Origin of the sequence: Shewanella sp. HL-SH8 (assembly GCF_051165765.1) — a bacterium.
Classification (GTDB): domain Bacteria; phylum Pseudomonadota; class Gammaproteobacteria; order Enterobacterales; family Shewanellaceae; genus Shewanella; species Shewanella glacialimarina.
In genome coordinates this window covers 2898226-2918245 of record NZ_CP195039.1, presented here as the reverse complement: position 1 = coordinate 2918245, position 20020 = coordinate 2898226, and the positions used below count along the sequence as shown (strand labels likewise).

At 41.0% G+C, this 20020-nt stretch carries 18 protein-coding genes; 10 read left to right on the top strand and 8 right to left on the bottom strand.

All coding sequences use genetic code 11. The features are described from left to right. Positions 1-39: 39 nt before the first annotated feature. Positions 40-801, bottom strand: coding sequence for an SDR family NAD(P)-dependent oxidoreductase (locus tag ACRWQN_RS12885; protein WP_434940658.1), 762 nt, complete (start codon positions 799-801; stop codon positions 40-42). A gap of 162 nt (positions 802-963) precedes the next feature. Between ACRWQN_RS12885 and ACRWQN_RS12880 the strand changes: the two genes are divergently transcribed. The 10 genes from ACRWQN_RS12880 (at position 964) to ACRWQN_RS12835 (ending at position 10341) form a co-directional block, all read left to right on the top strand. Beyond that, a complete protein-coding gene (locus tag ACRWQN_RS12880; RefSeq protein ID WP_434938164.1) occupies positions 964-1296 on the top strand; it encodes a winged helix-turn-helix transcriptional regulator in 333 nt (110 codons plus the stop codon). Between the two features lie 237 nt (positions 1297-1533). Then, positions 1534-2847 carry a hypothetical protein gene (locus ACRWQN_RS12875; protein ID WP_434938162.1) on the top strand — a complete coding sequence of 438 codons (1314 nt, stop codon included), beginning with the start codon at positions 1534-1536 and terminating at the stop codon, positions 2845-2847. 47 nt (positions 2848-2894) lie between these two features. Continuing rightward, a complete protein-coding gene (locus ACRWQN_RS12870) occupies positions 2895-3398 on the top strand; it encodes a hypothetical protein (RefSeq protein ID WP_434938160.1) in 504 nt (167 codons plus the stop codon). 126 nt (positions 3399-3524) lie between these two features. Further along, complete coding sequence (locus ACRWQN_RS12865; RefSeq protein WP_434938158.1) at positions 3525-4172, top strand: hypothetical protein; 648 nt, start codon at positions 3525-3527, stop codon at positions 4170-4172. Positions 4173-4231: 59 nt separating this feature from the next. Next, positions 4232-5017: a hypothetical protein gene (locus ACRWQN_RS12860; RefSeq protein ID WP_434938156.1), complete on the top strand. Its 786-nt coding sequence runs from the start codon at positions 4232-4234 to the stop codon at positions 5015-5017. Between the two features lie 58 nt (positions 5018-5075). Continuing rightward, positions 5076-5246 carry a hypothetical protein gene (locus ACRWQN_RS12855; protein ID WP_434938154.1) on the top strand — a complete coding sequence of 57 codons (171 nt, stop codon included), beginning with the start codon at positions 5076-5078 and terminating at the stop codon, positions 5244-5246. After that, entirely contained in the window at positions 5227-6753 is a 1527-nt protein-coding gene (locus ACRWQN_RS12850) for a hypothetical protein (protein WP_434938153.1), read from the top strand. Before ACRWQN_RS12855 ends, ACRWQN_RS12850 begins: the two co-directional genes overlap by 20 nt. 202 nt (positions 6754-6955) lie before the next feature. Further along, on the top strand, positions 6956-8980 hold the full coding sequence (locus ACRWQN_RS12845) for a hypothetical protein (protein ID WP_434938151.1): 2025 nt from the start codon (positions 6956-6958) through the stop codon (positions 8978-8980). 261 nt (positions 8981-9241) lie between these two features. Beyond that, positions 9242-9679, top strand: a complete 438-nt coding sequence (locus tag ACRWQN_RS12840) for a hypothetical protein (protein ID WP_226415080.1) — start codon at positions 9242-9244, stop codon at positions 9677-9679. Positions 9680-9825: 146 nt separating this feature from the next. Further along, positions 9826-10341, top strand: coding sequence for a hypothetical protein (locus ACRWQN_RS12835; protein ID WP_434938149.1), 516 nt, complete (start codon positions 9826-9828; stop codon positions 10339-10341). Positions 10342-10348: 7 nt separating this feature from the next. Here ACRWQN_RS12835 and ACRWQN_RS12830 read toward each other — a convergent pair whose 3' ends face one another. The 7 genes from ACRWQN_RS12830 to ACRWQN_RS12800 form a co-directional block, all read right to left on the bottom strand. Further along, positions 10349-11236 carry an IS982 family transposase gene (locus tag ACRWQN_RS12830; protein WP_434938147.1) on the bottom strand — a complete coding sequence of 296 codons (888 nt, stop codon included), beginning with the start codon at positions 11234-11236 and terminating at the stop codon, positions 10349-10351. Positions 11237-11476: 240 nt separating this feature from the next. Then, positions 11477-14095 carry a glycoside hydrolase family 3 C-terminal domain-containing protein gene (locus ACRWQN_RS12825; RefSeq protein WP_434938145.1) on the bottom strand — a complete coding sequence of 873 codons (2619 nt, stop codon included), beginning with the start codon at positions 14093-14095 and terminating at the stop codon, positions 11477-11479. A 15-nt stretch (positions 14096-14110) separates the two neighbouring features. Continuing rightward, positions 14111-14872, bottom strand: a complete 762-nt coding sequence (locus ACRWQN_RS12820; RefSeq protein ID WP_434940657.1) for a DUF6445 family protein — start codon at positions 14870-14872, stop codon at positions 14111-14113. A 50-nt stretch (positions 14873-14922) separates the two neighbouring features. Continuing rightward, positions 14923-16410 carry a tryptophan halogenase family protein gene (locus ACRWQN_RS12815; protein WP_434938143.1) on the bottom strand — a complete coding sequence of 496 codons (1488 nt, stop codon included), beginning with the start codon at positions 16408-16410 and terminating at the stop codon, positions 14923-14925. A 99-nt stretch (positions 16411-16509) separates the two neighbouring features. Continuing rightward, positions 16510-17481: a cupin-like domain-containing protein gene (locus ACRWQN_RS12810; RefSeq protein ID WP_434940656.1), complete on the bottom strand. Its 972-nt coding sequence runs from the start codon at positions 17479-17481 to the stop codon at positions 16510-16512. Positions 17482-17590: 109 nt separating this feature from the next. Beyond that, the gene (locus ACRWQN_RS12805) at positions 17591-18322 is read right to left on the bottom strand and encodes a SapC family protein (RefSeq protein ID WP_434938141.1); all 732 of its coding nucleotides are present in this window, start codon (positions 18320-18322) and stop codon (positions 17591-17593) included. Between the two features lie 64 nt (positions 18323-18386). Next, positions 18387-19994: a tryptophan halogenase family protein gene (locus ACRWQN_RS12800; protein WP_434938139.1), complete on the bottom strand. Its 1608-nt coding sequence runs from the start codon at positions 19992-19994 to the stop codon at positions 18387-18389. Positions 19995-20020 lie beyond the last annotated feature (26 nt).

Here is a 20020-nt window from a genome sequence, read left to right as displayed (position 1 = left end):
GGCGACTAGGCCTTTTTAACATTCAGCCAAATTAAAACGTTAGTTCCTGCCCGCCATTACACCGCCATCAATATCCCAAATCGCTCCGGTTACCCAAGACGCTTGCTCACCCAGTAAAAAGCACACTGTATTAGCAATATCTGTAGCGGTGCCAATTCTACCAATAGGATGAAATGCATCGAAAGAAGCCAGCACGCTGTCCATGTCTTTTTCGTCGATAAATGCGCCATATATTGGGGTGTTAACCACCGCAGGCGCTATCGCATTAACCCGGATGTTATATTCAGCTAATTCCATTGCCATATGCTGGGTAAGTGAATGAAGCCCAGCCTTAGCCATCGAATATGCAGATGATGGCGTCGCCTTAATCGCTTGATGTGCCCACATAGAGCCAATATTGACCACAGAGCCGCCACCATGATGACGCATATTATTGGCAACCGCCTGGGAGATAAAAAAGGTCGCACGATTTAAATCAGCATAAATATCAAAATCTTCCACTTTGTGGTCTAAAAATGGGGTAGGGTTAAAATAACCGGCAGCATTAACAAGATATTTAATGTGGTGAGTCGATTGATTAATCGTGTTAATCAGCCGTTCTACATCCGCTTTTAAGTAAAGATCCGCTTCAATTAATTCAACCTTTGCCTGGCCTGTTAACATCTGTTTTGTATCGGCTAATTTGTCAGCATCACGGCCAATAATAATTACATCAACACCTTGTAGGTGCAGTTGCTTTGCTGTCTCTAGCCCCATGCCGCTTGAACCGCCTATAATCATTGCCACTTGTGTTGGTATCATCATTTTCTCGACTTGTTTGTAAGGTGTGGACACATATTACAAAAGCCGTTAGCCTATTGAAAAGTAGGCACAATCAAGTGTAGTAGGTACATATTGGTGCGTTTTAATGAAAACTAACGAAAAAAATATTCAAAGAAGTCAGCACCCGAGCGAAGTGCCCGAATGGTAGAGACAATTTATGGCTGTAAATGGTCATTAACCGTGTATCAATTATTGTCTGATGGTATTAATCGGCCTGGGGCAATGGTGCGGTCGGTGGATGGATTAACCACTAAAGTGCTGAACACTTGCCTGCAGAAAAACACCAAATTTGGTATTTTAAAAAGAGTCACCTTTAACGAAGTGCCACCTAGGGTGGAATATAACGTCACCGAATTTGGTGAGAAATTTATTCGCATACTCGACGAGCTTGAAAAACTGCAAGTCGAAATATCCAATGATTTTGATACAACAATTGAGATTGATGATAACGATAACGAAATAGCTAACGACTAGTCATTTTGCATAACAAATAGACATTTAAAATAGGACTAAACACGGACGTTAATGTATTTAACAGGATGCAAATCACAGACAATAAAGACATTGTCGATAGGGCTACTCAGCATAACAGGCTTTGGTTTGTACTCGCTGCATATCCGGTATTTGATTAACTGGCAAAAGTAACATCATTAACGTTGTCAGAACAGGGCAGAGTTAGTGTTAAATACATGACTTAAGGATGAGCTAAAAATGAAAACGATAGGATTACTGGCATTGTGCGGCTTAAGCACAGCCAATGTATATGCAAGTTGTAATATTGATTTTGAAGTACAAGGTGAATTGGATCTCACATTGCAGTACCAATTGACTTACTACAATACTCTGCATTCACGTAAGACGATGGATTTAAACAATCTTACCGCGTTTACAAAAAACAATATTGAATTGCCTGGCTGTCCTCAAAAGCATAAAGCCGATCTGACTATGACTTATACCAAAGAGGGCACCAGTTATATTGTGTTTGAAAGTCATTTGTTTCCTAATCAATCCAGTATTTATTTTAGTCACAGCAATACATTAGCGTTTAGAAGTTGTGCTGGTTGCGACTTGCAACAATACACCTATGTCGCGAAAGAGATCCAACAGCAAGGGATGGATAAAGAGTTGAACGCTTTGGTTGTGCAGCAGGCTGACTATCTTGATTATCTTCGCTATGCCGATGTTAGAGCTGTTTTTGGTGAAAGATCAAAGGCGATTGTTAATGCTGCTATTGAGGTAGCATATATCACTCCACCCAATATTGGTGCTATTAATGAAAAGCCACCTCATACCCGCGATGTGCTTAAACAATGGCTGGCAATATTGGCACCGCAAAAAAGTTTTAAAAATATTTTAGGGGCGAAAACCCGTCAGCAGGACGCTTTTGCTGACTATGAGGCAATGACAGATAAAATTTCACAGACTAACCCAACGTTTTTCGAACAACTGACAAATCTCACCAAAGGGTTCAAGGATAAAACGGTATTTACAGCACAAGTGCAGTCGTTAATCGCCCCGTTTTTGTCGACCACCGATGCGGATATAAAAAAACTCGTCAGCATGATTAATGAGTCATTAAGCCAAGCATTATCGTTACCTGAGGAGGTAAACAGCGTAGTGATATCAAAAGGCGAGATTAACAACTCTAAGCCCGACGATTCCGCTAGGTTGATCGCAAATTGGTTTAGATTGTTGCACACCATTGATTCTGGCACGCCTGAGCAATTAGCCATGTTTTCAGCTCAGTTTAGATCAGGTGTGATGACAGATATTTTGAATCGTGATGACTCAAAGCAAAAAATACTTGTCGCAGCGATAAAAAAGTACAGTAAAGCAATACGTTATTCACCGTCAAAAAGTAGCGACAAAGATGTAGCCGCTTACAATATGCTATTAGATGAATTTAAAGGGAAAGTTGAAGGTAACGGAAAACGCTTAATGTTAAAAGACGCTGACAGTGGTCAACAACTGGAGTGGGTTTACGAAAATAACAGTTGGAAACTGGATACCGTTTTAATTAAGTAATTCAGACTGGTGAAAAGTGTAACTATTAAATCAATTAGGGATAAATGATGATGTTAAGTAAATGGATAAAAAGTCGCTGTTATCAATTTTCAACTATTGCATGTAGCTCAATGCTGGTATTTTCTGTATCAGCCAGCGAGGCCAGTTTACCTAAAGAGGTCAGTGAGTTAAAGCCGCGTTGTGATCAAGTAATGCGAGATATTCGTGATGAAAAAGTAGACGACATCATTAAAGGGTATCACCCTATGATGCAACAATGGCAGGATGGAAAAAGAGCTCGGAAGTTGATTGAGCTTAGTTTAGGCGGTTATAAAAGAAAAGCGGATGGAGTGGAGCTAATAGATTTTTTGGTGTTCACACCTGAAAAGTCAGGTTTTATGGAGCCGAGTGCAGATTTAAAAGGAAACTACCCCAATACCACACGTGTTATAACAATTAACTACAGTTATAATTTTATAAAGCCAAATGGGAAAAGTCGTACAGGTGGTACAAGATGTATCATATTTGAAGACGAAGGCCAATGGTATTTCTATGATGATTTACCCTTCTAGCATTACGTTATAAATTAACACTTTATAGATGAAAACCAGCAGTCAGTAGGCTGTTGTTTTTTTACAATGTCAGTTGCTTATTCGTTTTCTGATGTTAATGATTGTTGTAAAGTAGAGCCCTTATTAATGCCGTGGATTAAACAGAGTTTTAGTATTTTTAAAAGTAATACGACACTCGAAATGAAATTAGACGAGCGTCATAAAGTCACATTTGTCTCTAGGAGACTCATTTCGCCTTTTTCAATGCTAACTTGGCTATTATTGTTAACCAGCTTTGTGGGTGTACCTTTGCTATTGATGTTTGTGTTACAGGCATCTCCAGATGCTATTTTGCCAGTAACATTAATCAGCATAGCCGTTGTATTAATATTCCATTGTTGGGTTAACTTTAAATCAGGGTTAGTGACCAGTTTAACCAAAGAGGCTTTAGATCTTCCTGACGCGTTTTGCAAATCTACAATACAAAGTTATATTCGTTTGAGCCGTATAAGCGCGATTCATATTCAGCGCTACCGATTTAGTTTTAAACGTGAAACACCAGGTCAATGGTATAGACAAATATCGAAAGCTGATATCTATACTCATGCACGACTCACGCTTAATACCGGTGAAGAGATAAATATATCAAGAGCAAATCTGTTTGCATTGCCAGAAATAATTGAATACATCAACGACAAACACTCGCCCGAGATTACTTTTGCTTATCCAACGCCATTAAAGGTATTATTGGGGCTATTTTTATTATATTTAGTGGGTTTGTATTTATCGAAATAACAAGGTGTTAACCGTAACCGGAAAAGCAAAATAAATGGACTTATAAGGCAATCGATTCAATGAAGAATAATGCAATTTGGTTAGTGATGTTGTTAACGGCTACTTTAGGCGTTACAGGTTGTAATGAGCCGGTAAAACAAGACAACAATGGTAAGCTTATTTCCGCCGCGCCTATGTCAAATGAATATGCCGACTTTCTCGTCAAGTGGAGAAATAAAGATGAAGATGGAGATGGCATTCTTGATGAGTTAGATGATTATCCTTTAGATGCATCTCAATCCCGTTTTGAGCTAATCCGCGAACAAGAATCCAATGATAATCCCTCAATAGCAACTCATGCCAATCGTTATCCTCCATTTAAAATGTCAGGCGCAATATCTGTTAAGTCAGATAATGGTGATTTGTTTTCCTTTAATGCACATAAAGATGAATTTTATACCTTAGTGCTTCACTACAATGATGACTCTGGCTTTAAACCCAATATCTATTTTTCAGGCGAAGATGGTATGGCATTGAATTTTGGTAAGATACCAATAAGTAACGCATTGAAAACTATTGCAATTAACGTTGGGATCTTAAAAGATGGAAAGTATCACATCGGTGTTAATGACATTGATTTTGATGGCAAAGAGAGTTTTACCTACAATGCCACAATCTTTATTGATAGAGATGGAGATGCGCTCAGTGATGATCTGGAATCTGCAATGGGTATCAATCACTTAACGCACGATACTGATAAAGATAGCATTTGGGATACGCAAGAGTATTACCTTGGGTATTTCGACTCATTTAATGTTGATCAAGATGATGATGGTTTACCCGATTGGTTAGATAAAGATAAATAAAATCAATTAGCTGTTCTATTTATAAAATAATATTTCGTATTGTTGTTAAGGATAACAAATGCAATATTCGCAATTACCTAAACAGTATAAATTTATCAATCCGGTAGGGTTGCCAGAGCAATTACGCATTGCCACTAAAAGGCATTTTGTTGATAAGCGAGTACAAGCACATAATGGACAATGGATGATGTTTTATAAGGATGTAAACAATGAGTCGAATACTTTTTAAGCTGGTAATTGTAACGCTAGCCAGTCTGTGTATTGTCAGTTATAGCCTTGAAATGTCAGTTAAAACCGCCGCTAAAACAACAGGGCAGCAAACTGGCACCTGGGAAAACAAAGATGAAGACGGCGATGGGGTGCCAGATGAGCAAGACGATTATCCATTTGATGCGAGCCAATCAAAATATAAGCTTGTGCATGAACAAGAATTTAATAATAACCAAGATGTTGCCACGATTGTTAGTGAAGTACCCGCAAGATTATCAGGTGTTATTCAACAAATTAATGATTTAGATTTCTATAAACTACAACTTGAGTCCGGTCAACAACTGACATTTTTACTCTCCTCTATAAGTGGCAAGCTAAATCCTGGAATGGCAGTTCTTGGAAGTGATGGAATCGCTATCAATAGTTGGGCGCCTAATTATCATCCTGTTGGTCAGTTTAAACGTGCAATCCAAATTAAACCTCGGCAGTCAGGTGTTTATTATTTAGTGATTAATGATAAGCAATTTCAAGGCAATGCTGATTACACATACACCATAGATGTATTTTTTGATCATGATGTTGATGCGATTAATGATTCACACGAAAGCGCTTTTGGGTTTGCACTTTATTCACAAGATTCTGACTCTGATGGTGCCTTTGATGGTGACGAATTTTATGTCATTAATCATGATATGGATAATGACGGTATACCTAATTGGCTTGATGAAGATGCTGATGGTGATGGAATTAAAGATCAGTATGAAGGTTCATCTGATTTAGACCAAGATGGTCTTGCTGCGTTAGTTGATTTAGATTCTGACGGTAATGGCGTATCAGATGCAGTGGATGTCGGGGGCAGTAGTACTGCGCCAATCGATTCAGATGCTGATTCAGTGGCCGATTTTATTGACCTTGATGATGATAATGATCTTATTCTAGATGTTCATGATCAAGAGCCTCTAGTTAAGGTGAAGTCAGCACCTTATGGCACAGATAGTTATAAAGATATAGCCAGTATCTATTACCTGCTTGATGGGCAAACACCGATAAAAAATATAATGATTTCAAATAAAATGCATCGATTAACCGGTGAGGGCTTAACCGACGGCCTGTTGGTTTTTAATCGTAATACCAGTGTGCCGATTAATATGCCTGTTAGTGCTAACGCAGATGGCAGTATAGATTTTGTATTACCTGATAATGCGAGCAACATAAGGTTTGTTGCTTTAAACACAATTACATCAAATGAAGTCATTATTGAATATCGAAATCAATATATTCCAATACTGCTAGGCCAAGAAAAGCTACACACTTCTCCTAATGCGCATCTGGTTATTACAGGTCAAAAATTCAATGAACAAACGACGGTATTTGTTTCAGGTATTGAAATTATACCGACCAAAATTACCCCTACCGAACTATCTATTACTATCCCTAACACCATTAAATCTGGTGAGCTTTATGTCAAAAATACATACGGGAAAAGTAATACGCTAACACTGATTATCAATAACGCTGCTTTTTGAGTTTGAATTTGAATTTGAATATGGGGGATTATATCGAATGCAATCGCTTGGTAAGCAAATAGCAGATTTCTGCAAAATACCGTTTATCAATCAGATAGATTAACAATATAAATGAGTTCAAACCGCTAACCGCTTCATTTTGTTGATAAGCGAGTACAAGCACATAATGGACAATGGATGATGTTTTATAAGGATGTAAACAATGAACCAAACACTTTTTAAGCTGGTAGTTTTAATGCTAATCAGTCTGAGTCTTACCAGTTATAGCCCAGAAGTCGCAGCTAAAACCGAAGCTAAAACAGCAGGGCAACAAACAGGTACCTGGGAAAACAAGAATGAAGACGGCGATGGCGTGCCAGATGAGCAAGACGATTATCCATTTGATGCCACCAAGTCTGAATACGAATTAGTGTATGAAAAAGAGTTTAACAATCATTTAGCTGTTGCAAACTCAATTAAAGATGGCGTGCCTTTCAGGGTTAATGGTGCCATCCAGCAAAAACTGGATATTGATCTATTCAAGTTTAATTCGGTTGGTCGTAAAGCGGTAACCGTTATTCTAAAGTCAGAAAATTCAGATTTTGTGCCTTATGTCACCATACTCAACAAAAGCGGTGAATCACTAACTCCAGTGCCAACAAATTTCTCTCCGGTAGGACGGGTTCGTTATGCGGTTACTTTTACCTTAGCGACAGATGGGATTTATTATTTAGTTGTCAATGATGAGCAAAGACGCGGTGCACCTGAGTACAGTTATCAAGTACACGTTTTTGAAGATATTGATGTTGATGGTCTTGATGACTCATTGGAGTCCGCTTATGGGTTTTCAAACTTCTCCACTGACACCGACCATGACAGAATATTTGATGCAAATGAATTTTATGTCTATGAGTATGATGATGTATTGGCTCATGACATAGATAAAGACGGAGTACCCAACTGGCTTGATAATGATAGTGATGACGATGGCATCCTTGATCGAGTTGAAGGTATTTTCGATTTCGATCACGACGGTTTTGCCAGCTTTGTAGACCTTGACTCCGGCGGTAACGGCATAAATGACGATGTTGAAGTTAAAGACACAAGTATGGCTCCAAGAGATTTAGATAATGATCGCCTGTATGATTTCTTGGACGTGGATGATGACAATGATGGATGGTTGGATATTCATGATAACGACCCATTGAATGCACTGCGCGTTGCCATGCCAGGAGACACGGGTTATAAAAACATCGTTTATTTGTCATATATTTATAGTGGCGACGAGATACATGGGGTTCAAATTGCGGGCGAAGCGCACAGCATTAGTGGTCATGGACTCACCGGCAGTGGATTTTTGGTATTTGATATGGGCAAAGCGGTTCCGCCCATAAACATGCCTGTAACGTCAAATAGCGCTGATAAAATAAACTTCGCTATGCCAAAAGGCGCCGTTAACTTGTTTTTTGTTGCCGATGGATTTCGTTCGAATAAAGTGTTAATAAGTTATTCAGATGAAGACATTCCAATTTTCAACTCGCTGAATAATCCGTATGTTAGCGAAGGTGAACTTGTAGAGTTATCTGGAAAGCATTTTTTCGGCGATACCAAGGTGATAATAGGTGAGTTAATAATTGATCCTACTATACATTCATCATCAAAGCTGACATTTATTTTACCTTCAGGCCTGCCTTCAGAAATTGAAATTACGTTAAAAAACAGTTATGGGAAAGGCAATAGCCGAATGATTAACGTTGGAAAAAGCGTCGTTGCAGATATCAATGCTGAAGTCATTAATAATGTTGATTTTAGTAAGCTTTTTGTTGTTTCACTTCATTCACCAGCGACAGAGCCTAGCATGTTTAATTCGCAGGGAGTGACAGAGGTTATTGTTGGTTCTGGGCATGACGTTATCATCGTGATGTATCAAAACGAACAAGGTAAAAAATTACCTTACTTTTATCGGACAGCATTTGGTGAGCAGGCGGGAGTGAGTCTCTCTCCGCTCGACAGTGCCATTTCAGCCGCGTGGTATAAGTCTGGAATAAGAAAACGCGTTCCAGCCTCTAAATGGCTAGATATTTATGATGACATTGGTGATCTGCCTGAAGTAAAAAAATTATCAAATTATATTTCTGGGCACTTGAGCAACCTTGAGTACACCGCTGACAGTCAATACTTAGCATTGGAGCGGGCGGCGGTATTAGCTGTAACAGCATTTGGTAAGACACTATCAGAAAAAAGATAAACTAGGTTCACTTATGGCAACTTAAGGACAGCGTTGGGCGGCGATGAATAAACTTATTGATCACGCCTTTTAGGGAAGAAAAAGCCACACAATGATATGTGTCATCCTTCTCCTATAAAGTTTACCCTGACAAAACTAATTAAACCTATTCAACTGATTAGGGTTAGGTGAACTTATTTCTCACTGTGCTTAGGCGGAAATACAGAAAAATCGCAAATTAATGCATTCATCTATTTTTATCGATTAAAGGAGAGACAGTTCATGCTTAAAAATACACTCATTTTGGGACTCATAGGTCTGTTACCTGTTTTTACCGTACAGGCGGAAAGCTATGAGGCGCTCAACCAAAAATGCATTGCGCTGCAAAAAGAGATTATTGCTGGCGATTTAGAGGCCGTGCTTACCTATTATCCTCCAGTGGCGAAAGAAGATGAAAAGCAATTTGCGTTTTTCAAAAAATATATGGGCAAAAGAATGAAGAGTCGTGGACGTTACAGAACAGAAGAGATTTCATCCGTGGAGATATTAAGCTCCGAGGAGGTAGCCATTATTGAAAGCGATCGTGAACTGCCCTTTGATATTGTCAAAAAAGTGCTGGTATTGCCCAAGATTGAGTTTGAAGATGGTCCCATCTTTAAGCCTGCCTGCCACTTTGTGCAAGAGAAAGCTTCCGGAAATTGGTACATGACCAATATATAAGCTAACACTTCAGCCTGAATCGGCCTTAGTTTCAGCTGGGGATACTGAAACTAAATATCCAAAAGTGAATAAATAATATGTAAAGTGGCCAGCGCGCCGCTTTTGACCAAGCACATAATGGATGATGTTTTATAAGGATGTAAACAATGAACCAAACACATTTTAAGCTGGTAATTTTAATGCTAACCAGTCTGAGTCTTACCAGTTATAGCCCTGAAGTCGCAGCTAAAACCGCCGCTAAAACAACAGGGCAACAAACAGGTACCTGGGAAAACAAGGATGAAGACGGCGATGGCGTGCCAGATGAGCAAGACGATTATCCGTTTGATGCCACCAAGTCTGAATACGAATTAGTGTATGAAAAAGAGTTTAACAATCATTTAGCGGTTGCAAACTCAATTAAAGATGGCGTGCCTTTCAGGGTTAATGGTGCCATCCAGCAAAAACTGGATATTGATCTATTCAAGTTTAATTCGGTTGGTCGTAAAGCGGTAACCGTTATTCTAAAGTCAGAAAATTCAGATTTTGTGCCTTATGTCACCATACTCAACAAAAGTGGTGAATCACTGACTCCAGTGCCAACAAATTTCTCTCCGGTAGGACGGGTTCGTTATGCGGTTACTTTTACCTTAGCGACAGATGGGATTTATTATTTAACCTGAGATCGGTTTAAGCCATAACAGAAATCGCATTGAAATCGACATCTGTGATATTGAGTTTTGGCTTACTCTCTTTGAGTTGATAAGCGATTAAACCACCAATCATATTAAGCATAAAACCATGCACACTTCTGTGTCTCGAATGCTCGATTTGTGAGATGTTTTTAAGCTGGTCATTGATGGTTTCTATAATAAATCGTCTTGAAAGCATGGCTCTATCCCACAGTGATAAAACCTTCTTTTTCATGTTCTTGCGAACATTGTTTACCAAGGTCACGCCTTTCTCAAGTAAGTCGCTTGCCAACGCTTTGCTGATATAGCCTTTATCCGCATACAGCTTATCCATTGCGTTCACCACCATCCCTGAAACAGGCTGAGTATCATGCATATTGGCAGCTGTTATTTTGGCAGCAACAATACCGCCTTTATGGTTAACGATGAGGTGAAGCTTGAACCCGTAGAACCATCCCATGGTCCCTTTTCCGCGACGAGCAAGGCCTGATAAGGTTTTATGTCGAGGAATTCGCAAATTATGGCAAACCTTTACGCAGGTTGAATCAACGAACTCTATCCCCGTCGGTAGACTTCTGATGCTGGAAAAATAACTGCATAGTGGTACGACTGTTGTCGGCATCAGCTCAAGAAAACGGGTATAGCTGAGTAAGTTGGGAAAGTCTGATTTAAAGAATCGAGCAAGATATCCAGTGTAATAATTTTTGAAATCACGATGGTGAGACGTATGGAAGAGTATGATTATAGTCATTATTTCACTCATATCCATCCTGCTCTGGCGTTGGCGTTTACGCGTACCATCTGTTAAGCACTGCTTTCTCCATTGTGGGATAAATACAGTACAAAAATCATCGACATCACAAAATATATCCACTAAATTATTCATAAGCCCTCTGCGTAATTGGTTCCTTCTTGGTCGAAAGAGCTGATCACAAAGAGGGCGATTAGTTCAATTTTTTATCCCGAGTTCAGGTTAATTATCACTACCCGCGGTGAGTCAGAACAGTAACTGCTCACCGCAGGCATTGAATGTTATGTTGAGGTTTTTAACATCAATAACCTGATGATTTTATTTAGGCTCGTTGGCTTAAACCCATTCTATTTGATCACTAATCGATACCAGCATTTAACGCTGATAACTAAAACGTTTTTTCAGCCGAATATCCACCACTGACGAACCTATCATCACTTCAAACTCGCCTGATTCTGCTAGCCAATCATTAGTGTTCACATCCCAAAATGACAAATCGCGCTTTGTTAAGTTGAACTGGGCTGTTTGAGTTTCGCCGGCCTTTAACCAGACTTTATTAAAGCCTTTTAACTCTTTTAGTGGGCGAGGGACACTGGCTTTTATATCATGTAAGTAAAGCTGTGCCACTTCTGCGCCGTCAACTTTACTGGTGTTAGTGATGTTGACCGTAACGGTTAATGTGTCGTCTCCTTTTATGCTGTTACTGGACAATTTAACGTCTGAATAGTTGAATTGACTGTAAGACAGGCCGTGGCCAAAAGGGAATAATGGCGCAATTTTTTGTTGCTCAAACCAGCGGTAACCAATGAATACGCCTTCGCTATACAGCGACTCTTTCGCATGGTAATCATTGAGTGCAATTGGCGCTGTGTCGGTAAGCTTTTTAGGTAAAGTGATTGGCATTTTACCACTCGGGTTAGCATCACCAAATAGAATGTCTGCATAAGCATGACCGGCTTCCATGCCACCATACCAACCCCAAAGTAATGCTTTAGTCTTGTTGGCCCAGGGCATTTCAACGGCTGAACCGCCTATCATCATTACTATGGTATTGGCATTAGTCTGCAGTAGTTTAGCGATCACTTCGTCTTGTTGGCCGGGTAATATCATATCTGGACGGTCAATTGACTCTCTATCGTCGGCATGACTTAAGCCGCCAAAATAAATAACCGCATCGGCTTTTTTCGCTGCGGCTAAATACTCTTTCTCACTGTTATATAAGCTGTTTGGGGTTTCCCAGCCTAACGTGGCTTGTTTATCACCTTGGTAGCGCAAGCTTACCGCATAGGTTTCGCCGGCCACTAGAGGCATTGATTGAGTTAGCATTTTGGCTGACTGCGCGGTTGATGTGCTGATGAGCGGTTGATCATTGATGTACAGTGCCACTTGACCATCGGCTTGAATACTAAAGCTATGACTGCCTGATTCCATTGGTTTGATATTGGCCTTTATTTCAATTGATTGAGTACGGCCTTTAGCATCAAATTGCGGATCGGCTATCCATGATTCACTGGCCAAATCTGTCATTGCATTATCATTGAAATAGTTAATTTGCCAAGAGGGAGTACCGGTCCAATGACGGGTAGTGAGATAGTCATTGGGAATAGGCATAAATTTGCTGCTAGCAGGGCGCATTAAGGTGACCTTGACCTTGTCGCTTAGTTTGGCTTTTAAGCCATCTAGTGGGCTTATTTCATATAGGGCTTTCACTTCAGATGAGCCGCCACCAAAGCCATGTCGTTTATCGGCGTTAGGACCTAATACCAATACATTTTTAAGCTTTGCTGCATTCAGCGGTAACATATTATCATCATTTTTAAGCAGTACCACTCCGTTAGTGGCAATGGTGCGGGCATCGTTTCTATGTGCTTGAGTATTACGCTGGCCTGATAGGCGCTGCTTATCCATCATGCCAATGCTCAGTTGTACCCGTAAAATTCGAGCCACTTTGTCATCTAAAACTGACTCGGGTACTTTGCCTGCTTTGATCATCTCTAATAATGGTTTTGCCATAAAGTAGTCATCAAAACTGGCTACATCAGTGCCCATTTCAATGTCTAGGCCGTTCATAGCGGCATCATAGGTGTTGATGTCGACATTCCAATCGGTCAGTAATACCCCTTGATAACCCCATTCACCTTTTAAAATATCCTTAACAAGGTGTTCGCTCTGGTTAGCGTTGGTGCCTCTGAATTCATTATAAGCGCCCATAATCGCGTGCACGTTAGCCAGTTTTACCGCGGCTTCAAAAGCGGGTAAATACACTTCGCGCAAGGTGCGCTCATCGGGTTTGGCATTCACCCCAGTGCGGTTTAGTTCCTGGTTGTTTAAGGCGTAGTGTTTTACGGTCGCGCCCACATCATTAGCCTGAATGGCTTTAATAGTTGGTACCACAAGTGCGGCGGCTAAAAAGGGGTCTTCACCCATGTATTCAAAGTTACGCCCATATAACGGCAAGCGGGCAAGGTTAACCCCAGGGCCTAGAATTAAGTCTTTATTACGATGACGCGCCTCAGCCCCTAAAACATTACCATGTAAGCTGGCCATGTTTTTATCCCAACTGGCGGCAACGGCTGTCAGTGGTGGTAAGTAGGTTGAGTAATCGTTGGTCCAGCCTGCTGGTGCCCATGAGTTTCGGTCTATTTCATAGCGGACACCGTGTGGTCCGTCAGACATCCACATTTCATGAATGCCTAAACGTTCGATAGCGGGAATGTGAAACTTGCCTGCGGCGTGCACTAATGACACTTTCTCTGCTAATGTCAGTTGCGGTAATAAGTGTTTTATTTGGTCTTCAACTTGGGTGATACGATCACCGATACGTTGTTTCTCGCTATCGGGTAGCACAGTTAACGCATGTATTGTTTGTGGGGTAATATTGGGGTGGGCTGCAAATGTTGCAGGGGTTACGCTAAGGCACAATAGCGTTGAAACACTGATTGTAAGCGCTTTCTTTTTGTAAGAAGGTGTTGTGATACCAAATGGCGTAACCATAACGTGTTCCCTGTGTTATTTGAAATTGATAAAAATATTGGCGGTGAGGCGACCGGTATGCGGGTCATCGTCAATATCGGTGCTGAGGTTTACTAAGGTTGAATGCAGCAAGTTACCCGGATAAATCACCAGTCTATTGGGCTTATATTCAATTTGATGATGGATCTCATAATGTTCATCGCTGTCGACAAAGTACTCAGGTGTGTCTTTGGCATGGTCAGTTAAAAAGGCTTTAGCCGATTCAAAATAATGATCCATTTTGGTTTCATCAATCCGCTCATAAGCGGTTTTTTTATGCCTAAAAAAAGCCGTGTTACCGTGTGGCCCGTCATTGAGATAGTGCAAAATGGCAAAATAATACGGCTCTGGGGTATCAAAGTGCGGTAAGCGTTGTAATGGCATTAGGCTATCGGGTGATTGGCTAATTAATGAAAATGACAGTATTTGCGGTTTTATGCGTAAATGATGTGGCACTTTGTAGACATCATAAACCAGTTGAAATACCTGATTAATGACTTCAATGGCATAGGGATTAGGCAATGGTGCGCGCACCCCAGGATAATATGAACTGTCATCTTTAATAAACTTGGCTTGTTGGCGGGCAATGGATAATAGCGGTGTTATATCATCGGCAAAGTTGTCGATAATAATAATCGGGGTTTGTTCATTGCCGATATAACAAATCTGCGGCTCAATGCCGCTTACTTGAATAATATTGCTGGCTGCTTGCTTAGCATTTGCTTGAGTCGTGTTGGTTGTTGTAGGCAACGACATGATGCAGATCCTTGGCTGTAGTGGCTTATTATTTGATTAAGGCTAGTGCCAACTTACTTAATATCGGTTTTACAATAATGATTAATAAAATCAAAGTGGGGCGGCAGGGTGTCGACTTTTCGTTTTGCCGTCGATTTAATGTTATTTAAAAAGTTAGCCAACTCATCGTCTTCCATCATATCCACAATGGGATGATATTCTTTAGGCATTATGCCTTGTCCCATCATGACTTGGATCCACGAACTTTCACCAAACAATTCATTGCCGTATTTATACACTTTACCCGACTGACTGAACATATCGATACGATGCTGTAATGAGGCTGGTATTGGCATGTTTTTACAGTAGCGCCAAAAGCGGCTGTCTTCACGATCGGTGACTTTATAATGCAAAATGATAAAGTCGCGAATGTTGTCCACTTCTAGCTTAGTTTGCTGATTGAACTCATTAATATCAGTGATGTCGATGCCCTGCGATGGGAATAACTGCATTAAGCGTACTATGCTGCGTTGAATAAGGTGAATGCTGGTGGATTCTAAAGGCTCTAAAAACCCTGACGATAAACCCACCGCAATACAGTTTTTATTCCAGTGTTGACGACGCGATCCGGTTTTAAATTTAATCACTCGGGGCTTATTTAAGGGTTCGCCTTCAATGTTAGCCATTAAGGTGTCAATTGCTTCATCGTCAGTCATGTATTTACTGCAAAATACAAAACCATTACCTGTGCGATTTTGCAGGGGAATACGCCATTGCCAGCCAGACTCGCGCGCAATTGAACGAGTATAAGCAAGCGGGGTATTAACCGATTGAGTTTGCACTGCAATGGCACTGTCACACGGTAAATAATGGCTCCAATCGTCAAAACCTGTATTAAGCGTACCTTCAATTAATAACGCTTTAAACCCGGTGCAGTCGATGAATAAATCACCTTCAATAAGCTGGCCATTGTCGAGTTGTAATCCTTTTATATAGCCATTGCTGTCATGCTGCAGCACGTCGGCTATTTTACCTTCAATACGGGTTAAACCATTACCTTCTGCCATTTTGCGTAAAAACTTAGCATATAGACTCGCATCCATATGGTAGGCGTGGTTGTAGTCTTGATTAGGTAACACGGCAAAACGCCCCTGGCGAGCGGCTAAATGTTCGGTGCAATAGTCGCCAATTTCGCTGACCAATCCTTGCTGTTTGCCTTTTAACCAAAAGTGTTGAAACCCGCAAGCCCAGCAATCTTTACCTAAAAAACCAAATGAATGCAGATAATCTTTACCTATGTCGTGCCAGTTTTCAAAGTTAATACCAAGCTTAAAGGTGGCATTAGTAGCAGCCATGATATCTTGTTCTTTTAGGCCTAATAAACGGTGAAAAATATGTAATGTGGGGATCGTCGCTTCACCTACACCGACAGTGCCAATTTCATCTGATTCGACTAGAACGACTTCAATATGCTTACCCATTAATTTGGTTAGCGCCGCTGCGGCCATCCAGCCAGCAGTACCACCACCGGCAATAACCACTTTTTTAACTGCTGTATTCATTTGGTGTACCTCATGCGTGTTATTTTTATTGTTGCGCTTTAAATAAATAGCCGTTTTAGGTATTCAGCACTGTTATGTTATCAACCCTAGTTGCGCCTGTTAACGCTTAAGTTTATTAGTTAAGTCAGCTCGTAGCTTTCGCGCATTCAGTTCATCTAGTGGCTTGGTTAACATGCCCTTAGCGCTATCGGGGATATGGCTTTCATCCACGTCATCATGGTCGAATATGTAATATTCAAACATGGCTTTCCAGGCTTGGCGTTGTGCTTTAGGTAATGATCGTAGGCTAAGCATACTTTGTAATAGGGCGTTATTTGGCCGACCCAGAAAACCTGGAGTATCACGCCACCAATGGGTAATGAGCACATTAAAGTTTTCTACACCGCGCACATGGTGCCACCACATGCTGGGGATAAATAACACATCACCAGGTTCAAGTGCTGCGGTGAATGATGCGGCTAGTGCTTGCTCAAATTTTGGAAAGCGTTCAAAGTCTGGCTTATCAAAATTCACCATACTGATTTCTTGACCGCCTGGGGCAAATTCCATGGGGCCAATGTATAGGTTGCCGATTTGATCTGGCGGGAAAAGGGTGAAAGTACGTTTACCCACCATATTACAGGCTAAATTATGCGGGAAATCAAAGTGTGCTGCCACGCGAGTTTGATTGCCTAACCAGATATTGGTCATCGGGTTAACTTGATCAAGCTGTAAACAGTTTTCGGCAAATAAGCTTGGAAAATACTGGTGTATATTGGTTGAGCCCATATACACACTGGCGGGTTCAGCTTGAGTCGACTCAGCTTGTAAGCGTGCCAAAATTTGGCTTAATGCCAGTTTGCCCGCTTGGTAGTTAAACCCATCAACAGCCTCATTATAAAATACTCTGCCCCGTTGTTCTGGCGGTAAATAATAGGCTGTTAATGGCTGCCCAGTGTCATGCTTGAGTAAGTAATTCATCGCGGACTGAGTGGATTCAAGCCCTGCTTGCACTAACGGGAAATGACGGCACAATCCTTTAAATATCATCGGCGTGTCAGCATCTTTTATGCGGTCATACAATTCCGCCATTGTGCAGTCGTTGTATTCTGGCACTCGATTAGTTGATGCTTGATTGACAGGTAATTGCGGCGAAGGCTTCCCCGAGCGGTTACTCGTATTCAATGGTGTATTCATCAGGCTATGCAGTTTTATTTTGCGCATTTTTACGATCTAATAGGTTACGCATATTAGACTGTGATGCCATTGACATGTATATCGCCTGTAAGTAGCCATGCTGATGCAATGTTGCCAACACATCAGCACTAAGTTGGTTTAATTTATCTTCATTAATAGTATAAAAACCAATCATTTGATGCTTGTCACCGTTATCTAATTCGATATCTAAGGTGAATGATTCAAGTAAGTCATGTTCGAGTAACATTGCCGTAAAGGTACTATTATCATTTAACCCCTGATGAATAGCGGCAAGCATATCGCCGACTTCATCTAAGTAATCAGTATTACCGCCAAATGGATGGAATACCGCTTCACCTTCAGTAGTACTTACTCTTGGGTTATCTAAATCGGCGTGAATAACATGTTGTTGCTGTTCAGTACCATCTTCTCGCACGATTTGCTTGCCAATAAGAAACGGCTGACGACGAATAGCCAGTGGCACATAAGATGCCTCCCAACCTTTATCTGATAAGAATAAGTTTTGTTCGCTTTGAAAACCAAATAAAGCCACAGAGTTAAACTGGCCTGTGGTCGGGTCTTTTTGGAAGAAAATAGGGTAATGGGCTTGAATGCTTCTAAATTCGAGCGGGAAGGTCACCGAGTACCATAAATTGTCACCATACTTAGCCGAGCGCTCGGTAATGATTTTAAGGTCTTTGTGGTCGACACTATTGAGTAATACATGTTGGGTCATGTTGTTGTCCTATTCTTATTGTATTTATATCTGAGTTAATGCTGACTTTCTCAGGTCACATTGACTAAATTTTAGCAAACCCGTTTATCTTGAGCTTATTAAGTAACGCTCTGTTGGTCGGTAATATTTGGGTTAATTGCTGTGTTCGTTGGCTATTTTCAGTAAATAACTGCTGGGCCTTATGCTTCATCGACGGCTTAAGTTGTGCCGGTATTTGGGTGTCATATTGCATACCGTAAAGTACAAATTGGTAACTTGCCGCTGGAAATAGCATTTCACGATAAATAAAGTCTTGCTGGCTTGGCACCTGATGACGCCATAAGGCTAATTGTTGCTGTAAGGCATCCGGTATTGAGCTTGCTTGGCGATGGTCATGCCAATAGTCACTGTCGGTTCGATTGCTAGTAACATAATGCAGCTTTAAGAATTCGATAATTTGTTGCCAGTGATGCTGAAACTGCTCATTAACCCGTTCTGCAATCGTGTTCATCGTCTCTCTTGTTGGCGGAAGTTGAGTCGCAACCGCTTTGGCTGTCCACTCGACTAATGCCAGTGCAGAGGCCTCTAATGGCTCAATAAAACCTGCTGCCATACCAATAGCCACACAGTTGTTTTGCCAACAAACTTGACGATGGCCTGGGGCAATATTGAGTTTGCGTGGGTTGATATCAGCGGCTTTTTTACCGAGTGCTGGTGTGAGGTAATCAATCAATTGGTTTAACGCTTGTTCATCACTTGTGTGAGATGAAGAATACACGTGGCCTATACCTCGACGAGTGGGTAAGCCAATGTCCCAAATCCAACCGTTTGTTTGTGCAGTTGAATGGGTGCATGAAGCAATAGGGCTGTTCTCATCGCTATATGGTACTTGCACCGCAAGGGCGGAGTCATTAAACAGCACCTTTTTTTGACAGATAAACGGCACGCCTAAGGTTTCACCTAACAACAATGATTTAACCCCGGTGCAGTCAATAAATAAGTCAGCACTGATTTCACCATGATGTTTGGTTAGCACATGGTTAATATCTCCGGCTTGCAATCCATTCTGGTCAGCTTGATCTGCAATTTTGATGTCCATGACATGATCAACAATATGCTTCACGCCCAGTTTTTCAGTGCAGTGCTGTTGCAACAACTGACTAAATTTAGCGGCGTTTAAGTGATAGCCATAGTTGTTGATAAAGTTAAATTCAGGTGTGGTAATCAGCTTTGGCGCTAGTGCCAGCTGACTGATTTGGTTTTGCTGGCAAACGGCATCGGCAAAGCAGACTTGATCTTGGTGTGCTAACCAAAAAGGCGCGATAGAAAATTGAGGTTCACCAATAGGTAAGCTAAAAGGGTGCACATAACTGTGTGACTGATGACCTTGTGAATGTGGTTGGTTTTGCCAATTAGTAAAGCGAGAACCCTGTTTAAAGCTCGCATCGCAGTGCAGTAAAAATGTGGTTTCATCGATACCAATTTTTTGCAGGGTTGAACGCATAGAAGGCCAGGTGCCTTCGCCAACACCAATTGGGGCAACATCGGGTGATTCAATTAAGGTGATATCGAGTTTAGGCGAGGGTGACAGTTGACCATTGTCGGCATTGTGCTCGGCAGCAATTAATCCAGCAGTTATCCAGCCAGCTGAACCGCCGCCCACTATGATTATTTTGGTGATTGCTTTGTGCATTTACTCAGCCTACTAGGATGTTATTA

What these genes read in the sequence shown, in the direction of transcription:
- ACRWQN_RS12840 (WP_226415080.1), top strand. Translation starts at nt 9,242, where the DNA reads ATGCTTAAAAATACACTCATTTTGGGACTCATAGGTCTGTTACCTGTT.
- ACRWQN_RS12830 (WP_434938147.1), bottom strand. Translation starts at nt 11,236, where the DNA reads ATGAATAATTTAGTGGATATATTTTGTGATGTCGATGATTTTTGTACT.
- ACRWQN_RS12835 (WP_434938149.1), top strand. Translation starts at nt 9,826, where the DNA reads ATGAACCAAACACATTTTAAGCTGGTAATTTTAATGCTAACCAGTCTG.
- ACRWQN_RS12880 (WP_434938164.1), top strand. Translation starts at nt 964, where the DNA reads ATGGTAGAGACAATTTATGGCTGTAAATGGTCATTAACCGTGTATCAA.
- ACRWQN_RS12800 (WP_434938139.1), bottom strand. Translation starts at nt 19,994, where the DNA reads ATGCACAAAGCAATCACCAAAATAATCATAGTGGGCGGCGGTTCAGCT.
- ACRWQN_RS12825 (WP_434938145.1), bottom strand. Translation starts at nt 14,095, where the DNA reads ATGGTTACGCCATTTGGTATCACAACACCTTCTTACAAAAAGAAAGCG.
- ACRWQN_RS12815 (WP_434938143.1), bottom strand. Translation starts at nt 16,410, where the DNA reads ATGAATACAGCAGTTAAAAAAGTGGTTATTGCCGGTGGTGGTACTGCT.
- ACRWQN_RS12850 (WP_434938153.1), top strand. Translation starts at nt 5,227, where the DNA reads ATGAGTCGAATACTTTTTAAGCTGGTAATTGTAACGCTAGCCAGTCTG.
- ACRWQN_RS12810 (WP_434940656.1), bottom strand. Translation starts at nt 17,481, where the DNA reads ATGGCGGAATTGTATGACCGCATAAAAGATGCTGACACGCCGATGATA.
- ACRWQN_RS12805 (WP_434938141.1), bottom strand. Translation starts at nt 18,322, where the DNA reads ATGACCCAACATGTATTACTCAATAGTGTCGACCACAAAGACCTTAAA.
- ACRWQN_RS12885 (WP_434940658.1), bottom strand. Translation starts at nt 801, where the DNA reads ATGATACCAACACAAGTGGCAATGATTATAGGCGGTTCAAGCGGCATG.
- ACRWQN_RS12860 (WP_434938156.1), top strand. Translation starts at nt 4,232, where the DNA reads ATGAAGAATAATGCAATTTGGTTAGTGATGTTGTTAACGGCTACTTTA.
- ACRWQN_RS12875 (WP_434938162.1), top strand. Translation starts at nt 1,534, where the DNA reads ATGAAAACGATAGGATTACTGGCATTGTGCGGCTTAAGCACAGCCAAT.
- ACRWQN_RS12870 (WP_434938160.1), top strand. Translation starts at nt 2,895, where the DNA reads ATGATGTTAAGTAAATGGATAAAAAGTCGCTGTTATCAATTTTCAACT.
- ACRWQN_RS12845 (WP_434938151.1), top strand. Translation starts at nt 6,956, where the DNA reads ATGAACCAAACACTTTTTAAGCTGGTAGTTTTAATGCTAATCAGTCTG.
- ACRWQN_RS12865 (WP_434938158.1), top strand. Translation starts at nt 3,525, where the DNA reads ATGCCGTGGATTAAACAGAGTTTTAGTATTTTTAAAAGTAATACGACA.
- ACRWQN_RS12855 (WP_434938154.1), top strand. Translation starts at nt 5,076, where the DNA reads ATGCAATATTCGCAATTACCTAAACAGTATAAATTTATCAATCCGGTA.